Here is an 18197-nt window from a genome sequence, read left to right on the forward strand (position 1 = left end):
TTGTCTTAACAAGCAGCGGAGTATTAAAAACATGACCCTCATCCACCCGACCGCCGTCATTGACCCCAAAGCCGAACTCGACTCCAGCGTCAAAGTCGGCGCGTACACCGTCATCGGTCCCAACGTCCAAATCGGCGCGAACACCGAAATCGGTCCGCATACCGTCATCAACGGCCACACTACCATCGGCGAAAACAACCGCATTTTCCAATTTGCCAGCCTCGGCGAAATCCCGCAGGACAAAAAATACCGCGACGAGCCGACCAAGCTGATTATCGGCAACGGCAACACCATCCGCGAATTCACCACCTTCAACCTCGGTACGGTAACCGGCATCGGCGAAACCCGCGTCGGCGACGACAACTGGATTATGGCGTACTGCCACCTCGCGCACGACTGCGTCATCGGCAACCACACCATCTTCGCCAACAACGCCTCGCTCGCCGGACACGTTACCATCGGCGACTACGTCGTCTTGGGCGGCTACACGCTGGTGTTCCAGTTCTGCCAAATCGGCGACTACGCCATGACCGCCTTCGCCGCAGGCGTACACAAAGACGTACCGCCGTACTTCATGGCGGCAGGCTACCGCGCCGAACCCGCAGGCATCAACAGCGAAGGCATGCGCCGCAACGGCTTCACCGCCGAGCAAATCTCCGCCGTCAAAGATGTGTACAAAACCATCTACCACCGCGGCATCCCGTTTGAAGAAGCCAAAGCCGACATCCTCCGCCGCGCCGAAACGCAAGCCGAGCTGGCGGTGTTCAAAGACTTCTTCGCCCAATCCACGCGCGGGATTATCCGCTGAAAAAAAATCTGCCTGCCTGAAGGTCGTCTGAAAAATGTGGCAGGGTTGACGTTTCAGGCAGCCTTCAATTTTGCTGGAGCTGATGGGTCGGATTTTTGAATCCGGCCTTTTTGTAGCGGATTACAATAGGGTTGATCTACTCGTTTTTTGATACGGACTCTGCCGTCATTCCCGCGCGTGGGTATGACGGGATGGCGGGGTCTTATTGGAATCCGCCCTATATTGCAAAGATGAAAACCAAGGTCGTCTGAAATCCCCATCAACCACTTTCAGACGACCTTTATCCAGATTAAGGAATCGCATCATGTCCCTTCCCGTATTGGCAGTTACCTCCGGCGAGCCTGCCGGTATCGGTCCCGATATTTGTTTGGATTTGGCGTTTGCCGAGTTGCCGTGCCGCCCCGTCGTTTTGGGCGACAAAGACCTATTGGCGCAGCGGGCGGAGATGTTGGGCAAAAACGTTGTCTTAAGGGATTTTGTATCAGGTAATGCCGATAAAGCCCCGTTGTGCCATGGGGAATTGGAAGTTTTGCATATTCCGCTTGCCGCCCCTTGCGAAGCCGGCAGGCTCAATCCTGCCAATGCGCGTTATGTCTTGCAACTGCTGGATACGGCATATCAAGGCATTGCCGAAGGCATATTCGACGGCATGGTAACCGCGCCGCTGCATAAAGGCATCATTAACGATGCAGGTGCGGGTGGCGGATTCTTCAGCGGACATACTGAATACCTCGCCGAAAAAAGTCAGACGGAACAAGTCGTCATGATGTTGGCAGGCGGCGGGCTGCGCGTCGCTTTGGTTACGACCCATTTGCCGCTGCGCGCGGTCGCCGATGCCGTGACGCAGCCGCTCGTCGAGTCTGTCGTCCGTATTTTGAACGCCGATTTGTGCGACAAATTCGGCATTGCCCAACCGCATATCCTGGTTACCGGATTGAATCCGCACGCAGGTGAGGGCGGACATTTGGGACACGAAGAAGCCGGCATCATCATCCCTGCGCTGACCCGCCTCAGAAGCGAAGGCATACACGTCAGCGGCCCTTATCCCGCAGACACGGTGTTTCAGCCGTTTGTGCTGAAAGATGCCGATGCCGTTTTGGCGATGTATCACGATCAAGGTCTGCCGACGTTGAAATATGCCGGTTTCGGGCAAGGCGTCAACATTACGCTCGGCCTGCCGTTTATCCGTACCTCCGTTGACCACGGTACCGCGCTGGATTTGGCGGGAACAGGCAAAGCCGCCTCCAGCAGCCTGATTGAAGCTGTCCGCACCGCTTTGGAAATGGCGGCGGAAATCCGCAAAAAAACAGCGTTAAACAAGACGGAATACCGTTAAAAAGGCCGTCTGAAACCCGATTCCGTTTCAGACGGCCTTTTTTAATTTTTTCCAAACTATATCTTTTCTTTCCTTTCCCGAACGGTCAGCCAGTCCCAAAAGTTTTCACTCCATTTGCCGATGCGGTAGAGGAAGAGGGCGTAGCTTTCTTGAAGTAGGAATTTGTTTTTTCTTTGCTTTGGTCGAAGCGCGTGGTCGGGGTGGCGGAGATGTAGGCTTCGATGTCGAGATCGGAGGCGATTTCGAGGGCGCGGGCGAGGTGGTAGGGGTCGCTGACGATGATAATGCTTTCGATGCCTTCGGCGCGCAGTATCGGACGGATGTTGCGGATGTTTTCGTAGGTATTGCGCGAGGTGTTTTCAAAGAGGATATTGTGCGCGGGTATGCCTTGTTTGAGGGCGTAACGCCGTCCGACTTCGGCTTCGGTCATGTAGCCTTTTTTGGATGTGCCGCCGGTGAAGACGATTTTTTCAACGCGGTGGCTTTGGTAGAGCGTGATGGCGTGGTTGATGCGTTCGCGGAAGATGGGCGAAGGCCGTTTGTCCCATGCGGCGGCGCCGAGCACGAGTGCTGCATCGGCGCGGACATGACGCGGCAGCGGCTGCGAGCCGGTGTGGTACACCTGCCATGCGCCGATGCCGAATATGCCGAGTACCAACAGGATACTCAGACCTATGCCGCAAAAGAGATAGTAGCGCAAGCCGTTGCGGCTGTGAAACAGGGAAATCATGTAGGGACGGCCTTCCCGCACCTTAGTCCAACAGGGCTTCGATGTTTTCGAGCGGTCTGCCGATGGCGGCCTTATCCTGTGTGGTCAGGATGGGGCGTTCGAGCAGGGCGGGGTGGGCGGCGATGGCTTCGAGCAAGGCTTGGTTGTCGAGGTCGGGCTTGTTCAAACCGAGTTCTTTGTACAAGTCGTCTTTGACGCGCATCATGCCGCGTACGGACTCCAAGCCCAGCTTGGCAAAGATGGCTTGCAGCGTTGCCAAATCAGGCGGAGTGTCGAGGTATTTGACGACTTCGGCTTTGATGCCGCGCGCTTCGAGCAGGTCGAAAGCGGCGCGCGATTTGCTGCAACGCGGATTGTGGTAGAGCGTGAATTCAGACGACATAGCGTTCTCCGATGTTTATAGATTTTGCTGATGGGCTTTATTATCGGCTGCATTGGAGATTTACTCAACTTATCCTGCCGATAATCTTCATTTTCGACCGCTAAAATCCAACATCTTGATTTTCTCCATAGACAGCACGCTGAAAGGGGTTACAATGCCATCATCTGATTGATGCAAAGGATGGAACTTATGAAAAAATTATTGCTTGCCTCTGTTTTGATGACTGCCGCCCTGTCTGCCCCTGCGTTTGCCGCTGACTCGCTGGCAGGCTGGAACGACAACAAGCCGCAAAGCCTGCAATCGCTCAAAGCCCCCGTGCGCGTGGTGAACCTGTGGGCGACTTGGTGCGGTCCGTGCCGTAAGGAGATGCCTGCTATGTCCGCTTGGTACAAAGCGCAGAAAAAAGGCAGCGTCGATATGGTCGGCATTGCGCTGGATACTTCCGACAACATCGGCAAATTCCTGAAACAAACCCCCGTCAGCTATCATGTTTGGCGTTATACCGGCGCGGACAGCCGTAATTTCATGAAGTCTTACGGCAACAACGTCGGCGTATTGCCGTTCACCGTCGTCGAAGCGCCGAAATGCGGCTACAAACAAACCATCACCGGCGAAGTCAACGAAAAAAGCCTGACCGCCGCCGTCAATGCGGCTAAAGAAAAATGTAAATAATTCGGACTGAAGCCGATGTGGAAGGTCGTCTGAAAAAGGATACGGCGGGTTTGATTGAAACGCCGAATCCCTTTTCAGACGACTTTTTGACATGTGGATAAGTATTTAAGCATTTTGCAAACGCGACAATCACACTTGTAATATTGTGTTGTAAAGCCGTCAGTCCGACGCTTTGCCTACTGCCGTCCATATCTGGGCAAACTATCAAAAAAATGCCGAAATCTTTATAATTCGGCACATATCCTATTTTTCAGACGACCTATCTCCGATAGCGCATCCTTTTGTGGATTAACTGTGGATAAGTTTGTCCTGACCCCTTTCCAGGAATACCTTATGATCCGTTTCGAACAAGTTTCCAAAACCTATCCCGGCGGTTTTGAAGCCCTGAAAAACGTCAGCTTCCAAATCAAAAAAGGCGAAATGATATTTATCGCCGGCCATTCCGGCTCCGGCAAGTCCACCATCCTGAAGCTGATTTCCGGTATTACCAAACCCAGCAAAGGCAAAGTGTGGTTCAACAACCAAGACTTGGGCGAATTGAGCGACAACCAAATCGGCTTCATGCGCCAGCATATCGGCATCGTGTTCCAAGACCACAAAATCCTCTATGACCGCAACGTCCTGCAAAACGTCATCCTGCCGCTGCGGATTATCGGTTATCAGCCGCGTAAAGCCGAAGAGCGCGCCCGTATCGCCATTGAAAAAGTCGGCTTGAAAGGCCGCGAATTGGACGATCCCGTAACCCTCTCAGGCGGCGAACAGCAACGATTGTGCATCGCCCGCGCCGTCGTCCACCAACCCAGCCTCCTGATTGCCGACGAACCCTCCGCCAATCTCGACCGCGCCTACGCGCTCGACATCATGGAATTGTTCAAAACCTTCCACGAAGCAGGAACCACCGTCATCGTCGCCGCCCATGACGAAACCCTCATGGCAGACTACGGCCACCGCATCCTGCGCCTCTCGAAAGGACGACTCGCATGAGCATCATCCACTACGTCTCGCTGCACGTCGAATCCGCGCGCACTGCGCTCAAACAACTCCTGCGCCAACCCGTCGGCACGCTGCTCACCCTCCTGATGCTCGCCGTCGCCATGACCCTGCCGCTTTTCATGTATTTGGCCATCCAAAGCGGGCAAAGCGTTTTAGGCAAGCTCAACGAGTCGCCGCAAATCACGCTCTATATGGAAACCGACGCGTCCAAAGCCGACAGCGATACCGTCCGCAATCTGTTGGAACGCGATGCCCGCCTCAATAAAATCCGATTCATCAGCAAGCAGGAAGGCTTGGAAGAGCTGCAATCCAACCTCGATCAAAACCTCGTTTCCATGCTCGACGGCAACCCCTTGCCCGACGCATTTATCGTAACGCCCGATCCCGCTACGCCGCCCGCACAAATGCAGGCGATTTATCAGGACATGGTCAAGCTGCCCATGGTCGAATCCGCCACCATGGACACCGAATGGGTGCAAACGCTGTATCAAATCAACGAGTTCATCCGCAAAATTTTATGGTTTCTTTCACTGACGCTGGGTATGGCGTTCGTCCTTGTCGCGCACAACACCATCCGTCTGCAAATCCTGAGCCGCAAAGAAGAAATCGAAATCACCAAGCTGCTCGGTGCGCCCGCATCGTTCATCCGCCGTCCTTTCCTTTACCAAGCCATGTGGCAGAGCATCTTTTCCGCCGCCGTCAGCTTGGTACTATGCGGCTGGCTGCTTTCCGCCGTGCGCCCGTTGGTCGATGCCATCTTTAAACCCTACGGACTCAACATCGGCTGGCGTTTTTTCCATTTCAGCGAAGTTTCGCTGGTATTCGGCTTCGTCATAGCCTTAGGCGTCTTCGGCGCATGGCTTGCCACCACGCAACATCTGTTGGGCTTTAGAGCTAAGAAATAAAAACATTGGATTGAAGCAAAGGCAAAAGGTCGTCTAAAACCTTGTTTTAGGGTTTCAGACGACCTTTTGCTACAATAAGGCTTTTCCGTTTTGCAAGGCATTCCCATGAGCAAATCCGCCGTTTCCCCGATGATGCAGCAGTATCTCGCCATCAAATCGCAGCACGCCGACAAGCTGGTGTTTTACCGCATGGGCGATTTTTACGAGCTGTTTTTGGATGACGCGGTGGAAGCGGCGAAGCTGTTGGACATCACCCTGACCACCCGCGGGCAGATGGACGGCGTGCCGATTAAGATGGCGGGCGTGCCGTTTCACGCGGCGGAGCAGTATCTGGCGCGGCTGGTGAAGATGGGCAAAAGCGTGGCGGTGTGCGAGCAGGTGGGCGAAGTCGGCGCGGGCAAAGGGCCGGTGGAGCGCAAAGTCGTGCGCATCGTTACGCCCGGCACGCTGACCGACGCGGCATTTTTGGAAGACAAGGAAACCAACCGCATCGCGGCGGTGAACGCGGATAAAAAACACATCGCCATCGCGTGGGCATCTTTGCAAAGCGGCGAATTCAAAACCAAGCTGACGACGGCGGACAAACTCGCCGACGAGCTGGCGCGTTTGCAGGCGGCGGAAATCCTGTTGCCCGAAGGCAAAAGCCTGCCTGATGGTTTTCAGACGACCTCCGCCAACATCACGCGCCTGAACTCATGGCAGTTTGCCGCCGATGCGGGCGCGAAATTGTTGACCGAATACTTCGGCTGCCAAGACCTGCACGGCTTTGGTTTGGACGGCAAGGAACACGAAGCCGCCGTCGGCGCGGCGGGCGCACTGTTGAACTACATCCGCCTGACGCAAAACCTGATGCCGCAACACTTAGACGGCATTTCGCTCGAAACCGACAGCCAATATATCGGCATGGACGCCGCCACGCGCCGCAATCTCGAAATCACGCAAACCCTCTCCGGCAAAAAATCGCCGACCCTGTTTTCCATACTCGACGGCTGCGCTACCCACATGGGCAGCCGCCTCTTGGCACTCTGGCTGCACCACCCCTTACGCAGCCGCGCCCACATCCGCGCCCGCCAAGAAGCCGTTGCCGCGTTGGGTTCGCAATACGAAGCCCTGCAAGGTCGTCTGAAAAACATCGCAGACATCGAACGCATCGCCGCCCGCATCGCCGTCGGCAACGCCCGCCCGCGCGACCTCGCCGCCCTGCGCGACAGCCTGTTTGCCCTGTCCGAAATCGAATTGTCCGCTTCAGGCAGCAGCCTGTTGGAAACGCTCAAAGCCGTTTTCCCCGAAACCCTGCCCGTCGCCGAAACCCTCAAAGCCGCCGTGATGCCCGAACCCGCCGTCTGGCTCAAAGACGGCGGCGTCATCAACCAAGGCTATTGCGCAGAACTTGACGAGTTGCGCCACATCCAAAACCACGGCGACGAATTCCTGCTCGACCTCGAAGCGCGCGAACGCGAACGCACCGGCCTTTCCACCCTCAAAGTCGAGTTCAACCGCGTCCACGGCTTCTACATCGAGTTATCCAAAGTCCAAGCCGAACAAGCCCCTGCCGACTACCAACGCCGCCAGACCCTGAAAAACGCCGAACGCTTCATCACCCCCGAACTCAAAACCTTCGAAGACAAAGTCCTGACCGCGCAAGAGCAAGCATTGGCATTGGAAAAACGCCTGTTTGAAGCCCTCCTCAAAGACATTCAGACGACCCTGCCCCAGCTTCAAAAAGCCGCCAAAGCAGCCGCTGCGCTGGACGTACTCTCCACCTTCGCCGCCACCGCCGCCGAACGCGGCTTCGTCTGCCCAGAGTTCGCCGACTACCCCGTCATCCATATCGAAAACGGCCGCCATCCCGTCGTCGAGCAGCAAGTGCGCCACTTCACCGCCAACCACACCCGCCTCGACCACAAACACCGCCTCATGCTCCTGACCGGCCCCAACATGGGCGGCAAATCCACCTACATGCGCCAAGTCGCCCACATCGTCCTCATGGCGCACACCGGCAGCTTCGTCCCCGCCGATGCCGCCCAAATCGGCCCCATCGACCAAATCTTCACCCGCATCGGCGCCTCCGACGACCTCGCCTCCAACCGCTCCACCTTCATGGTCGAAATGAGCGAAACCGCCTACATCCTCCACCACGCCACCGACCAATCCCTCGTCCTCATGGACGAAGTCGGACGCGGCACCTCCACCTTCGACGGCCTCGCCCTCGCACACGCCATCGCCGAACACCTGCTGCAAAAAAACAAATCCTTCAGCCTCTTCGCCACCCACTATTTCGAGCTGACCAAACTGCCCGAAGCCCACGCAACGGCAGTTAACATGCACCTTTCCGCGCTCGAACAAGGACAAGACATCGTCTTCCTCCACCACATCGAACCCGGCCCCGCCAGCAAAAGCTACGGTATCGCCGTCGCCAAACTCGCAGGCCTGCCCAACCGCGCCCTCAAAGCCGCCCAAAAACATCTGGACGAACTCGAAGCCCAAGCCGCCGCCGTCCGCCCGCAGCTAGACATCTTCAGCACCCTGTCGTCTGAAGACGAAACAGCGGACACTGAAGCCCAAACTGCCGCAAGCCAAGAAACCAACCCCGCCCACCACACACTCGCCGAAGCCCTAAACCAAATCCGCCCCGACGACCTCACCCCCCGCGAAGCCCTAGACGCACTGTACCGCCTCAAACAGATTGTTGAAGGCGGAGAGTAAGCGCGTTGGTTTATATAAAACAAGGTCGTCTGAAAATTTTCAGACGACCTTTTTAACGGCAAATTCACAGGCAAAGCCCACGTTACTTGAGTTTTCCCAAGCCAATTTTCATTGCATAAATGATCGTCTGAAAACCCGATTCAGGTTTCAGACGACCTCAAAAAGACTACAAAAAGTACGGGGATTGGTTGTATCAAGGAGGCTTTCAGCAAATATAGCCCTGGTGCTGTCATTTCCAATGTTCCAAGTACACCTGCTCCGCTAAGAGGAAGAAAACTTGCAGGAAAACTTATTTTAGAAGTTCCTGCTCAGGTCAATCCAATTCCACAATCTGTATTAAGGGCGGCACAAGAAGAAAATGTTATCATTAGAGATACAACAGGAAGGATTTACAAATGAAGAAAGATATTTTTTATTGTGAGCAGTGGTCTTATGGTTATAAGAAACTTCATAAGCCTTTTTCTGAGAAACAAGCTGAGGAAAAACATCTTAAAGGGGAGTTATATACTGCCGTAATAGGTTCGGCGACACAACCTGAATATGTAATTACCTTGCGAGAGGAAGTAGGTTTTTTTTCGGTAGATTTTTTCGATAAATTTGGAAGGGATTATTTGACCCATCAATTTCAAAAATATTCTAATTCGAATTATTATTTTCTTTCTACGGCTGTATGGAGAGATTATATAACTTTGGAATCTCATGATTTGGCAGAAGGATATACTTATTTCTTCAATGAAAATACAGATGATTGCTATGTTTTGAAAGAGGATTTTATTAATAATGAGCGATATGAAAAAACAGAATTATATCCCCAAAAAGATAAGGTAATCCTATTTCCAAAGTTTGGCGAATATGATTTGGTGCTGAATCCGGACATTATTTGATTGAGTTTTAAGGCCGTCTGAAAAAATTTTCAGACGGCTTTTTTATTGTTGGGCTGGCAATCTGAGACCAAAACTGACAAAAACAGGAAATTATCCGGTTACTATAACGGGCAATGGTATAACAGTAATTGTTCACGTATATTTCAGCAAAGGAGTGTCTCGTATTACAACTATTTTGAAAATGTAAGGATGGAATATATGAGCCAGTTTTGTTTATCTGAGTATGAGAAGACCTTCTTATGTATAATTATTGAAAGCAATATTATATGGAAGGAATATTTAATAGAGTAATCAGTGTTACTCATAAAGGTTAACCATCATGAAACACATATTTCAAACTATCCTGACAGCCACCTTAATCCCTTTTCTTGCCTCATGCGGCTTCTCAACAGGCAAACACCGTCCGACGGCCAAAACCCACGCTTCTGCCCGAAAAGTCCAACCCGTCCGCATCAGCAATATCGACCACACCCAAGGTTCGCAAGAGCTGATGTTGCACAGCATGGGCCTTATCGGTACGCCGTACAAATGGGGCGGCAGCACTACTTCCACCGGTTTTGATTGCAGCGGCATGATCCAATTCGTCTATAAAAACGCTCTCGGCGTCAGCCTGCCGCGAACCGCCCGCGATATGGCGGCAGCCAGCCGTAAAATCCCCGACGGCCGCCTCAAGGCAGACGATCTCGTTTTCTTCAACACAGGCGGCGCGAACAAATACTCGCATGTCGGCCTATACATCGGCAATGGTGAATTCATCCATGCGCCAAGCAGCGGCAAAACCATTAAAACCGAAAAACTCTCCAGCCCGTTTTACGCGAAGAATTATTTGGGCGCGCATACCTTCTTTGCCGACTGAAAAACAGCAAATCAGCAATCGGTATGATCCGTTTGGTTTTTGATACGGTATCGATTATCATCATTCCTGTATACGAATGATGAACTGAGAAGTCGGCTAGATAGTCAATCCAAATCGGAAATGCTGATAAAAAAGGTCGTCTGAAACCAAAATTTGGGTTTCAGACGACCTTTGTCTGTTTAAAAAAGATTATTTGAAGCGGTAGCCGACAGTAGCCATGTAGCTGTTGTTGCGGACTTTCAAATCGTCTTTTTTATAACGTGTTTGCTCCCATTCTGCGCCGACTTCGACATTCGGTGCAACGGCGTATTTCGCGCCCACACCGTAGCCCAGGCCGTTCATATTGTTGCGTTTCGCGCCCAGATTGTCGAAGCGGCCGTAGTGGTAGCCGACTTTACCGTAGGCCATTACATCGTCGTTGAAACGGTAGCCTTGGACGTAGGAAACGTTGGCATCGACTTTTTGTTTTGCATTGCCCGCAATTTTGCGGTGCAGCGGTTTGACGCCGGCTTCAACGCCGCCAATCCAGTTGGTTTGTCCGAATTGTGTGTTGTAGCTGCCGCGTACGGCGACGTCGCCTTTGGTTTTCTCATTCAGCTTGGCATTGCGCACATCACTTTTGGTCACGCCCGCGCCGACTTCCAAGCCTGCGCCGGTAAATGAGCCGTCAGCGAAAGTAATAGCGGAAGTGGTCGCCAATAAAACAGTCAGTAGGGTTTTTTTCATGATAATACTCCTTCACGGATAAACAGGAAGCTTGTTCTGCTTCCGACGAATCCAGTATCGGATGCTTGCAGATGTCCTGCAACCGCCTTTGCCGAGGCGTTACCCATTTTCGCAAGTGCTTAACGTTTGTAATTTGTTGAAACTGCTAAATTTGTGTCGTCTGAAAAATCGGATGCGTGATTTTTAATTTGCGTAAAGTACGATGAAAAGTATCAAGATTTATGAACTTTATTGAATGAAAATGGAGCAATCGGTTACGACTTCGGGTTATATAAAAATGATGATAGGCTGAAAGCCGGTTTACATTGGTTGGTGTGGCTTTATTGCTATAAGGGCGAGAAAGGTCGTCTGAAAACCTGAATTGAGGTTTTCAGACGACCTTCGTTTTGTCGGGCTTGAAGGGGTTTCTCTTATTTCTTGTTACGAAGGATAAAATCATGGAGGAACCCGCCTCCAAAGAAATGAAAAAATCTGATGAAGAAGCCCAAACCATTAAAGAACAAGGCAAGACCGTTTTAAAAGGCAATGCGACCATTAGACGGCTAATTGTTCTCGAATTTCAAATAACGCCACAGCAAACCTAAGCCCAAGACGCTGCATACCAGATAAATGATGCTGGAAATGCCGTGCCACATACCGAAAGAGCCGCCCAATAACGAAAGCAGCCAGTTTGCCGTGCCTGTCTTGTGTGCCTCGATAACAGGGCTTATCAGGAATTGGTTGGATGCGGTCAGCAGCAGAAGGAGGATAATGAATTTCGGTGCGACTTTGCCGTTGTCGGAAAACGAACGGTTTCGGTTGCTTCGCACTACCAGCCAAGCCACTATCCAAGCCAGCAGACCAAAATAATTGTTGATGGAAAACAGTACGCCGGCGATATTGCCTGCTTCCTGCTTGCCAAGCCGTTCAAATAAAATCGGGGCGGCAATATAGCCCGCCATTACCTGCATACCCAGCCACAGGCTGGTCAGCAATGCGCACAATCGGTTCATCATTTAGTCCTGAAATTCAAATCTGCCGCATACTAACATAGTTTTCAGACGACCTGAGGCTCACGCCGACTTACGCCAAATTCGATCCGTTCTGCGGATGCGGATAAATGCAAACTCAGCGAGCGTAAAAGCAATCATACCTATCACTAAAAGAGGGGAAACGACAGCATCCGGTTTGCAGTACACAAGGATCAGAGGTCTCGAGGAAATATGAAAGAAGGTCGTCTGAAAAACCCGAATCGGGGTTTTCAGACGACCTTTGTTTTGCCTGAAATCGGGTGTTTACGAAATCAGGTTCAAATCGCTGATGCGGTCGTAGAGGCGGTCGGGGTCGTTGCCTTCTTCGTGCATTTGGATGCGCAGGCGCAGATCGTTGGTGGAAACGGCTTGGCGCAGGGCTTCGTCGTATTCGATTTGACCTTTGATGTAGAGTTCGAACAGGTGTTGGTCGAAGGTCTGCATGCCGTCCGTGCCGGAGCGCGTCATGAGTTCGCGGATTTCCATGAGTTCGCCTTTGAAAATCAAATCCTGCATGGCGGGGGTGTTGAGCAGCAAATCGACGACGGCGGTACGCTGGCTGCGGTTTTTCTTGATGGCGAGGCGCTGGCCGATGATGCCGGTCAGGTTGAGCGCCAAATCCATGAGGACTTGTTTGCGTCGGTCTTCTTGGTAGAAGTTGATGATACGCTCGATGGTTTGGGCGGCGGTGTTGGCGTGGATGGTGAAGACGCACAAGTGGCCGGTTTGGGCAAGCTGGAGGGCGTATTCCATACTGGCTTCGCTGCGCACCTCGCCGATACAGACGACGTCGGGCGCTTGACGCATCGCGCTTTGGACGGCGATTTTCCAGTCGTTGGTATCGATGCCGACTTCGCGTTGGGTGAAGATGCTGCGGCGGGGTTTGTAGATGAATTCGATAGGGTCTTCGATGGTGACGATGTGGCCGGGCATTTTGTGGTTGCGGTAGTCGAGCATGGATGCCATGGTGGTCGATTTACCGGAACCGGTCGGGCCGGCAAGGATCAGCAGGCCGCGCGGGGAAAGGGAGAGGTCTTTGAGTTTGGCGGGCAGGCCGAGGCTCTCCATTTCGGGGATTTCTTGGTTGATACGGCGCAAGACCATGCCGACGCGGCCTTGTTCGTGGTAGGCGTTGACACGGTAACGGGTGTTGCTGCGGGATTGGACGGAGTAGTTGAGTTCCCATTCGCGGTTGAAGGTTTCAAGCTGCTCGGGGTTCATGGTGGATTCGACGATGGCGGCGGTATCTTCGCCGGTCAGGGCTTTGTGCGGGACGGGGGTCAGGGTGCCGCTGACTTTGACGGCAGGCGGGAAACCTGCGCTGATGAAAATGTCGGATGCGCCGCGTTTTTCTGCTTCGACGCACATGCGGTCGAGCAGGGGATGGAGGTGTGTGCCGATTTCGGCGGGGGTGGGGATATGCGGCGGTTGGTTTTTTTGCGAGTAGGCTTGCACCATTTCGCTGAGTAAGTTGTGTAAAGGAGTTGTTTCGCTCATTTTGTGTACTCTTTATAAGTAAGTGGATATTGAGACCGGCGGGCGGTTTGTTTGTTATTGGGTGTTGCCTGCCTTACGGAGGTCGTCTGAAAACGGGAAACGGTTTTCCTTGTTGTGTAAACTGCGTTTTCAGACGACCTTGTCTGTTCCCGATAATAGAATGCGCTGATCAAACGATGGTCATGCTTTCGCTGTTTTGCGCTTTGCTGCGGGCTACGTCGGGGCTGATAGTGCCTTGGCGGACGAGGGTTTGCAGCGCTTGGTCGAGGGTTTGCATGCCGTGTGCTTGACCGGTTTGCAGAGCGGAGTTGATTTGGGCGATTTTATTTTCGCGGATCAGGTTGCGCACTGCCGGAGTGGAGATGAGAATTTCGTGTGCGGCGACACGGCCGTTGCCGTCGCGGGTTTTCAGCAGGGTTTGCGAAATGACCGCGCGCAGGGATTCGGACAGCATCGAACGCACCATTTCTTTTTCGCCGGCAGGGAATACGTCAACGATACGGTCTACGGTTTTGGCAGCGCCGGTGGTGTGCAGCGTACCGAATACCAAGTGGCCGGTTTCGGCGGCGGTCAGCGCAAGACCGATGGTTTCTGGGTCGCGCATCTCGCCCACGAGAATTACGTCCGGGTCTTCACGCAATGCGGAACGCAGGGCGTTGGCAAAGCTGTGGGTGTGTTGGTGCAACTCGCGCTGGTTGACGAGGGCTTTTTTACTTTGGTGGACGAACTCGATCGGGTCTTCGATGGTGAGGATGTGTGCGGGTTGGGTTTCGTTGATGTAGTTGATCATCGCCGCCAACGTGGTGGATTTACCGGAACCGGTCGGGCCGGTTACCAATACCAAACCACGCGGGTTGTCGGCGATTTTTTGGAAAATACGCGGGGCGCGCAGGTCTTCCAGCGTCAATACGGTACTCGGAATGGTACGGAAGACGGCGGCAGGGCCGCGGTTGGAGGTGAATGCGTTGACACGGAAGCGGGCGACGTTGGGCAGCTCGAAGGAGAAGTCCACTTCCAAATCTTGTTGGAAGAGTTTGCGTTGATGGTCGTTCATGACCGAAGTAACCATGTTGCCGACTTCTTCGGCGGACATTTCGGGCAGGTTGATGCGGCGGATGTCGCCGTGAACGCGGATCATGGGAGACATTTCCGAGCTTAAGTGAAGGTCGGAAGCTTTGTTTTTGACGCCGAAAGCGAGTAAGTCGGTAATCTGCATAATGTGGCCTTGTTTTAGTTTAGAATAATGAGGCGGAACCCGATTTAAAATGCGGACGCGGAATGCCGGGCGTTTCCCTGTTCAGGTTCCGATAAATTGTATTATTTTAAATACATAAACCGTTCAGACCAAGTAAAATTTTCAAAATCGCTGTAATTGATGTAATAAAGGAAGAAATCATGTCGGTATTGCAACAAAATTATGCGGTGGTGAAAAGACGCATTGCCGAAGCCGAGCAAAAGGCAGGCAGGCAGGCGGGAGAGGTGGGTTTGATTGCCGTCAGCAAAACCTTCCCTTCAGACGACATCCGCGAGGTATATGCCGCAGGACAGCGTGATTTTGGTGAAAACTATATTCAGGAGTGGTACGAGAAAACGGAAACGCTCGCGGATTTGCCCGACATCGTTTGGCACGTCATCGGCGATGTGCAGTCGAACAAAACCAAATTTGTCGCCGAACGCGCGCATTGGGTGCATACGATAGGTCGTCTGAAAACCGCCCGCCGCCTGAGCGAACAGCGTCCGCCCGAAATGCCGCCCTTGCAGGTGTGCATCGAAGTCAATATCGCGGGCGAGGAGGCGAAACACGGCATTGCTCCCGATGAGGCGGTCGCGCTGGGGGTGGAAGTGGCGAAGTTGCCGAATGTGGTTGTACGCGGGTTGATGTGTGTCGCCAAAGCAGGCAGCAGCGAAGCCGAATTGCGCGTTCAGTTCCAAACCATGCAGAAACTGCTTGCCGACCTGAACGCGGCGGGCGTTGATGCGGATGTGTTGTCTATGGGAATGTCTGACGATATGCCTGTGGCGGTCGCGTGCGGCGCAACGCATGTGCGCATCGGCAGCGCGATTTTCGGCAGACGGGAGCAAAAAGGGAAAGACGGTCAATGAAACAGATTGTCTCGGTCGTTTTGCTTGGTTTGATCTTAACGGGTTGTCGGTTGATGGGCTGGTATCAATGTGAGTCCTTATCAGGCTGGTGCAAGCCCAAAAAGCCGGCAGCAATAGATTTTTGGGAAATTAAAGGCGAACCGCCGCCTTCTATCGAGGATTTCCGCGGAACACGTTTTGCAGACGGGAGTTATTCCGTTGACGACAATGCTTATCGTGCCGCAGCTAATGATTATTTCATGAGGAAAATCAAAAAGTTTGAAGCTTGCGGACTAGCTTGGCATATCCGCGATAAACGCCCTTTAGCGGAAACTTTCAAACAAGAAGGCTTCGATTGTTTGGAAAAACAGGGCTTATACCGAACATCGCTACCCGAAAGCGTCCGTTGGTAAAAAGGTCGTCTGAAATTTTTCCGCTTTGATAGAAACGGCATTTCAGACGACCTCAGAAAATGTATTTCATTTAAAAAATTAAGGAAATTTATGAACATCTACTTTTTAGGCGGCGGCAATATGGCAGCCGCCATTGCGGGCGGGCTGGTCAAGCAGGGCGGATACCGTATCCACATCGCCAACCGTGGCGCAGAAAAACGCGGGCGTTTGGCAAAAGAATTAAATGTCGAAGTTTCTGAGTCGCTGCCCGAATTGCTTTCAGACGACGTATTAATCCTTGCCGTCAAACCGCAGGACATGGAAGCCGCGTGCCGCAACGTTCGCGTCAACGGCGCATTGGTGCTCTCCGTTGCCGCCGGTTTGTCTATTGATACCCTCAGCCGCTACCTTGGCGGAACGCGCCGCATCGTCCGTACCATGCCCAACACGCCGGGGAAAATCGGTTTGGGCGTATCCGGCATGTTTGCCGAAGCGGAAGTATCCGAAGCCGACCGCGCCGCCGCCGACCGCATTATGCGTTCCGTCGGTTTGACCGTTTGGTTGGGCGAAGAAGAGAAGTTGCACAATATTACCGGTATTAGCGGCAGCGGTCCCGCCTACGTCTTTTACCTGCTCGGCGCACTCCAAGCCGCCGCTCAGGCGCAAGGATTCAGCGAAGAAGATGCCCGCGCCCTCAGTCTCGCTACGTTTAAAGGCGCAGTCGCCTTGGCAGAACAAAGCGGCGAAGACTTCGCGCAATTGCAGCAAAACGTTACTTCCAAAGGTGGAACCACCCACGAAGCTATCGAAACGTTCAAATCATGCCGCGTCGCCGAAGCCATTGCCCAAGGCGTTGACGCTTGCGTCAAGCGTTCGCAGGAAATGGCACAACAATATAAGATCGTCTGAAAATGCGTGGAGATTTATTGATATTGCTTGCCGACGGCATCGTTATCCTGTGTTTGGCACGTCTCTTCCTGCAGTCGGCGGGATTGAGTGAAAATCATGCACTCTTAGCGTTCAGCAAGCGATCAACCGATTGGCTGGTCAACCCGCTGCATAAAATTCTGCCAGTTAAAAAATACGACCCCGCCTGCCTGTTGTCAGGACTGTTGCTATATTACATCGTATTTACCTTCATCACTTTAGTGGCGCAACCTACCGCATTCAGCGTCAAAATCATCATCGCCAATTTTATACTGGCAATATTGAATACAATTAAATCAGCAGCTTATGTGTTGTTGATAGGATTGTTTATCCGCATGGCGCTCAGTATTAAAGATCCCTATTCCCAACTTTCCGTCGCGTTGGAACGGATATATCGCCCCATACTTTCTCCCGTGCAATTTTTAAAGTACGGACGCTACGATTTTTCAGGTAGTATATTGGCATTATTACTGTGGATCTGGTTAAGCAGTCTATCGCCCCAAATTACCCGCCAAATCAACTTGTGGCTACTGCAATAGACAGCGAGTTCATTAAGAATTTGCAGTATGACGTAAGCAAAATGCAAAAAAGTGAAAATCAAAACCACGGCTGTGAAAACATGGTATTATGCCGCCATTTCTAAACGGACTTGAGAAAAGAAGTTCTAAGAAATCAATAAAATAAACCACTTGAGTAGCATTTCGTTTCCCACAATAGATTGAAAGAAAAATTATGGCAAAGCTGACAGAACAAGACATTTTGAATTGGGACGGCCCGGAAGAAGATTACATGAATAGCGACCAGTTGGCATTCTTCCGCGAACTGCTGGTAAAAATGCAAGACGAACTGATTGAAAACGCATCTGCCACCACCGGTCACCTGCAAGAACACGAATCGGCTCCCGATCCTGCCGACCGCGCCACTCAAGAAGAAGAGTATGCGCTGGAATTGCGCACCCGCGACCGCGAACGCAAACTTCTGGGTAAAGTACAAGCAACCATCCGCAGCATTGACGAAGGCGAGTACGGCTTCTGTGCAGATACCGGCGAACCCATCGGTCTCAAACGCCTCCTTGCCCGCCCGACTGCTACACTTTCCGTAGAAGCACAAGAACGCCGCGAACGTATGAAAAAACAGTTTGCCGACTAAAATAACGAAGTCGGTTGATTGAATTAGGTAGTAAGAAAATACAAGGTCGTCTGAAAAAGATTTCAGACGACCTTTGGTGTTGTTGAGGTAGGTTGTTGAGTTTGGTTTGAGAATGGTTTTGAAAGTTTCGAAATAAAAGCTT

Annotated in this window: 20 protein-coding genes and 2 pseudogenes; 15 read left to right on the forward strand and 7 right to left on the reverse strand. The window is 52.3% G+C overall.

Translation table 11 applies throughout. The annotated features are described in order from the left end of the window. Positions 1-31: 31 nt before the first annotated feature. Positions 32-808 carry an acyl-ACP--UDP-N-acetylglucosamine O-acyltransferase gene (gene lpxA, locus NSCA4_RS0103830; protein WP_016686908.1) on the forward strand — a complete coding sequence of 259 codons (777 nt, stop codon included), beginning with the start codon at positions 32-34 and terminating at the stop codon, positions 806-808. A 165-nt stretch (positions 809-973) separates the two neighbouring features. Here the strand turns inward: lpxA and NSCA4_RS15450 are convergent, their stop codons facing one another. Continuing rightward, positions 974-1114 carry a hypothetical protein gene (locus NSCA4_RS15450; protein ID WP_176621467.1) on the reverse strand — a complete coding sequence of 47 codons (141 nt, stop codon included), beginning with the start codon at positions 1112-1114 and terminating at the stop codon, positions 974-976. Between NSCA4_RS15450 and pdxA the strand changes: the two genes are divergently transcribed. Then, positions 1113-2144 (forward strand): 4-hydroxythreonine-4-phosphate dehydrogenase PdxA, encoded by a 1032-nt coding sequence (pdxA, locus tag NSCA4_RS0103835; RefSeq protein ID WP_016686909.1) that lies wholly within the window; start codon positions 1113-1115, stop codon positions 2142-2144. The two genes, NSCA4_RS15450 and pdxA, sit on opposite strands and share 2 nt — an antisense overlap. Positions 2145-2200: 56 nt before the next feature. On the opposite strand, the pseudogene NSCA4_RS12775 reads toward pdxA, so the two are convergent. Together NSCA4_RS12775 and arsC are read right to left on the reverse strand one after the other, a co-directional pair. Beyond that, positions 2201-2874: pseudogene (locus NSCA4_RS12775) on the reverse strand (YdcF family protein). 22 nt (positions 2875-2896) lie between these two features. Continuing rightward, positions 2897-3256, reverse strand: coding sequence for an arsenate reductase (glutaredoxin) (gene arsC, locus NSCA4_RS0103845; RefSeq protein WP_016686910.1), 360 nt, complete (start codon positions 3254-3256; stop codon positions 2897-2899). Positions 3257-3445: 189 nt separating this feature from the next. On the opposite strand from arsC, the gene NSCA4_RS0103850 reads away from it, so the two are divergent. From NSCA4_RS0103850 to NSCA4_RS0103880, 7 genes and pseudogenes are all read left to right on the forward strand, one after another. Beyond that, positions 3446-3928, forward strand: coding sequence for a TlpA disulfide reductase family protein (locus NSCA4_RS0103850; RefSeq protein WP_016686911.1), 483 nt, complete (start codon positions 3446-3448; stop codon positions 3926-3928). Positions 3929-4261: 333 nt separating this feature from the next. Beyond that, complete coding sequence (gene ftsE, locus NSCA4_RS0103855; protein WP_003765335.1) at positions 4262-4912, forward strand: cell division ATP-binding protein FtsE; 651 nt, start codon at positions 4262-4264, stop codon at positions 4910-4912. Next, positions 4909-5826, forward strand: a complete 918-nt coding sequence (gene ftsX, locus NSCA4_RS0103860) for a permease-like cell division protein FtsX (protein WP_016686912.1) — start codon at positions 4909-4911, stop codon at positions 5824-5826. Before ftsE ends, ftsX begins: the two co-directional genes overlap by 4 nt. A 105-nt stretch (positions 5827-5931) precedes the next feature. Continuing rightward, positions 5932-8532 (forward strand): DNA mismatch repair protein MutS, encoded by a 2601-nt coding sequence (mutS, locus tag NSCA4_RS0103865; RefSeq protein WP_016686913.1) that lies wholly within the window; start codon positions 5932-5934, stop codon positions 8530-8532. Between the two features lie 171 nt (positions 8533-8703). Next, positions 8704-8931 (forward strand): annotated as a pseudogene (locus NSCA4_RS16260) (hypothetical protein); the annotation flags it as partial. Next, positions 8928-9416, forward strand: a complete 489-nt coding sequence (locus NSCA4_RS0103870) for a hypothetical protein (protein ID WP_016686914.1) — start codon at positions 8928-8930, stop codon at positions 9414-9416. The pseudogene NSCA4_RS16260 and the gene NSCA4_RS0103870, both read left to right, overlap by 4 nt. A gap of 319 nt (positions 9417-9735) precedes the next feature. Then, complete coding sequence (locus tag NSCA4_RS0103880) at positions 9736-10272, forward strand: C40 family peptidase (protein WP_016686916.1); 537 nt, start codon at positions 9736-9738, stop codon at positions 10270-10272. Between the two features lie 189 nt (positions 10273-10461). Here the strand turns inward: NSCA4_RS0103880 and NSCA4_RS0103885 are convergent, their stop codons facing one another. Further along, positions 10462-10998, reverse strand: coding sequence for a porin family protein (locus NSCA4_RS0103885; protein WP_016686917.1), 537 nt, complete (start codon positions 10996-10998; stop codon positions 10462-10464). Positions 10999-11435: 437 nt separating this feature from the next. On the opposite strand from NSCA4_RS0103885, the gene NSCA4_RS15455 reads away from it, so the two are divergent. After that, the gene (locus tag NSCA4_RS15455; protein ID WP_176621468.1) at positions 11436-11582 is read left to right on the forward strand and encodes a hypothetical protein; all 147 of its coding nucleotides are present in this window, start codon (positions 11436-11438) and stop codon (positions 11580-11582) included. On the opposite strand, the gene NSCA4_RS0103890 is transcribed toward NSCA4_RS15455, so the two are convergent. From NSCA4_RS0103890 to NSCA4_RS0103900, 3 genes are all read right to left on the reverse strand, one after another. Next, a complete protein-coding gene (locus NSCA4_RS0103890; protein WP_016686918.1) occupies positions 11541-11990 on the reverse strand; it encodes a DUF4149 domain-containing protein in 450 nt (149 codons plus the stop codon). The two genes, NSCA4_RS15455 and NSCA4_RS0103890, sit on opposite strands and share 42 nt — an antisense overlap. Before the next feature lie 282 nt (positions 11991-12272). Next, entirely contained in the window at positions 12273-13505 is a 1233-nt protein-coding gene (locus NSCA4_RS0103895) for a PilT/PilU family type 4a pilus ATPase (RefSeq protein WP_016686919.1), read from the reverse strand. A 169-nt stretch (positions 13506-13674) separates the two neighbouring features. After that, positions 13675-14721 (reverse strand): type IV pilus twitching motility protein PilT, encoded by a 1047-nt coding sequence (locus tag NSCA4_RS0103900; RefSeq protein ID WP_016686920.1) that lies wholly within the window; start codon positions 14719-14721, stop codon positions 13675-13677. Positions 14722-14900: 179 nt separating this feature from the next. Here NSCA4_RS0103900 and NSCA4_RS0103905 point away from each other — a divergent pair, with 179 nt between their 5' ends. The 5 genes from NSCA4_RS0103905 to dksA all read left to right on the forward strand — a co-directional run bounded on the left by NSCA4_RS0103905 (position 14901) and on the right by dksA (position 18055). Next, complete coding sequence (locus NSCA4_RS0103905) at positions 14901-15608, forward strand: YggS family pyridoxal phosphate-dependent enzyme (RefSeq protein ID WP_016686921.1); 708 nt, start codon at positions 14901-14903, stop codon at positions 15606-15608. Then, complete coding sequence (locus NSCA4_RS0103910) at positions 15605-16000, forward strand: hypothetical protein (protein ID WP_016686922.1); 396 nt, start codon at positions 15605-15607, stop codon at positions 15998-16000. The genes NSCA4_RS0103905 and NSCA4_RS0103910 overlap by 4 nt, the downstream gene beginning before the upstream one ends. A gap of 90 nt (positions 16001-16090) precedes the next feature. After that, positions 16091-16888, forward strand: coding sequence for a pyrroline-5-carboxylate reductase (proC, locus tag NSCA4_RS0103915; RefSeq protein WP_016686923.1), 798 nt, complete (start codon positions 16091-16093; stop codon positions 16886-16888). Positions 16889-16890: 2 nt separating this feature from the next. Then, positions 16891-17445: a YggT family protein gene (locus NSCA4_RS0103920; RefSeq protein ID WP_016686924.1), complete on the forward strand. Its 555-nt coding sequence runs from the start codon at positions 16891-16893 to the stop codon at positions 17443-17445. 193 nt (positions 17446-17638) lie between these two features. Beyond that, positions 17639-18055 (forward strand): RNA polymerase-binding protein DksA, encoded by a 417-nt coding sequence (dksA, locus tag NSCA4_RS0103925; RefSeq protein ID WP_003744416.1) that lies wholly within the window; start codon positions 17639-17641, stop codon positions 18053-18055. Positions 18056-18197: the final 142 nt, after the last annotated feature.

Source organism: Neisseria sicca 4320 (genome assembly GCF_000193735.1).
GTDB lineage: Bacteria > Pseudomonadota > Gammaproteobacteria > Burkholderiales > Neisseriaceae > Neisseria > Neisseria sicca_E.

Bases quoted from the DNA above. Each gene is read 5' to 3' on its own strand.
- mutS (WP_016686913.1), top strand. From the start codon at position 5,932: ATGAGCAAATCCGCCGTTTCCCCGATGATGCAGCAGTATCTCGCCATC.
- NSCA4_RS0103895 (WP_016686919.1), bottom strand. From the start codon at position 13,505: ATGAGCGAAACAACTCCTTTACACAACTTACTCAGCGAAATGGTGCAA.
- lpxA (WP_016686908.1), top strand. From the start codon at position 32: ATGACCCTCATCCACCCGACCGCCGTCATTGACCCCAAAGCCGAACTC.
- NSCA4_RS0103870 (WP_016686914.1), top strand. From the start codon at position 8,928: ATGAAGAAAGATATTTTTTATTGTGAGCAGTGGTCTTATGGTTATAAG.
- NSCA4_RS0103885 (WP_016686917.1), bottom strand. From the start codon at position 10,998: ATGAAAAAAACCCTACTGACTGTTTTATTGGCGACCACTTCCGCTATT.
- NSCA4_RS0103910 (WP_016686922.1), top strand. From the start codon at position 15,605: ATGAAACAGATTGTCTCGGTCGTTTTGCTTGGTTTGATCTTAACGGGT.
- NSCA4_RS0103880 (WP_016686916.1), top strand. From the start codon at position 9,736: ATGAAACACATATTTCAAACTATCCTGACAGCCACCTTAATCCCTTTT.
- NSCA4_RS15450 (WP_176621467.1), bottom strand. From the start codon at position 1,114: ATGATGCGATTCCTTAATCTGGATAAAGGTCGTCTGAAAGTGGTTGAT.
- proC (WP_016686923.1), top strand. From the start codon at position 16,091: ATGAACATCTACTTTTTAGGCGGCGGCAATATGGCAGCCGCCATTGCG.
- ftsX (WP_016686912.1), top strand. From the start codon at position 4,909: ATGAGCATCATCCACTACGTCTCGCTGCACGTCGAATCCGCGCGCACT.
- NSCA4_RS15455 (WP_176621468.1), top strand. From the start codon at position 11,436: ATGGAGGAACCCGCCTCCAAAGAAATGAAAAAATCTGATGAAGAAGCC.
- dksA (WP_003744416.1), top strand. From the start codon at position 17,639: ATGGCAAAGCTGACAGAACAAGACATTTTGAATTGGGACGGCCCGGAA.
- NSCA4_RS0103850 (WP_016686911.1), top strand. From the start codon at position 3,446: ATGAAAAAATTATTGCTTGCCTCTGTTTTGATGACTGCCGCCCTGTCT.
- arsC (WP_016686910.1), bottom strand. From the start codon at position 3,256: ATGTCGTCTGAATTCACGCTCTACCACAATCCGCGTTGCAGCAAATCG.
- NSCA4_RS0103890 (WP_016686918.1), bottom strand. From the start codon at position 11,990: ATGAACCGATTGTGCGCATTGCTGACCAGCCTGTGGCTGGGTATGCAG.
- NSCA4_RS0103920 (WP_016686924.1), top strand. From the start codon at position 16,891: ATGCGTGGAGATTTATTGATATTGCTTGCCGACGGCATCGTTATCCTG.
- NSCA4_RS0103900 (WP_016686920.1), bottom strand. From the start codon at position 14,721: ATGCAGATTACCGACTTACTCGCTTTCGGCGTCAAAAACAAAGCTTCC.
- ftsE (WP_003765335.1), top strand. From the start codon at position 4,262: ATGATCCGTTTCGAACAAGTTTCCAAAACCTATCCCGGCGGTTTTGAA.
- pdxA (WP_016686909.1), top strand. From the start codon at position 1,113: ATGTCCCTTCCCGTATTGGCAGTTACCTCCGGCGAGCCTGCCGGTATC.
- NSCA4_RS0103905 (WP_016686921.1), top strand. From the start codon at position 14,901: ATGTCGGTATTGCAACAAAATTATGCGGTGGTGAAAAGACGCATTGCC.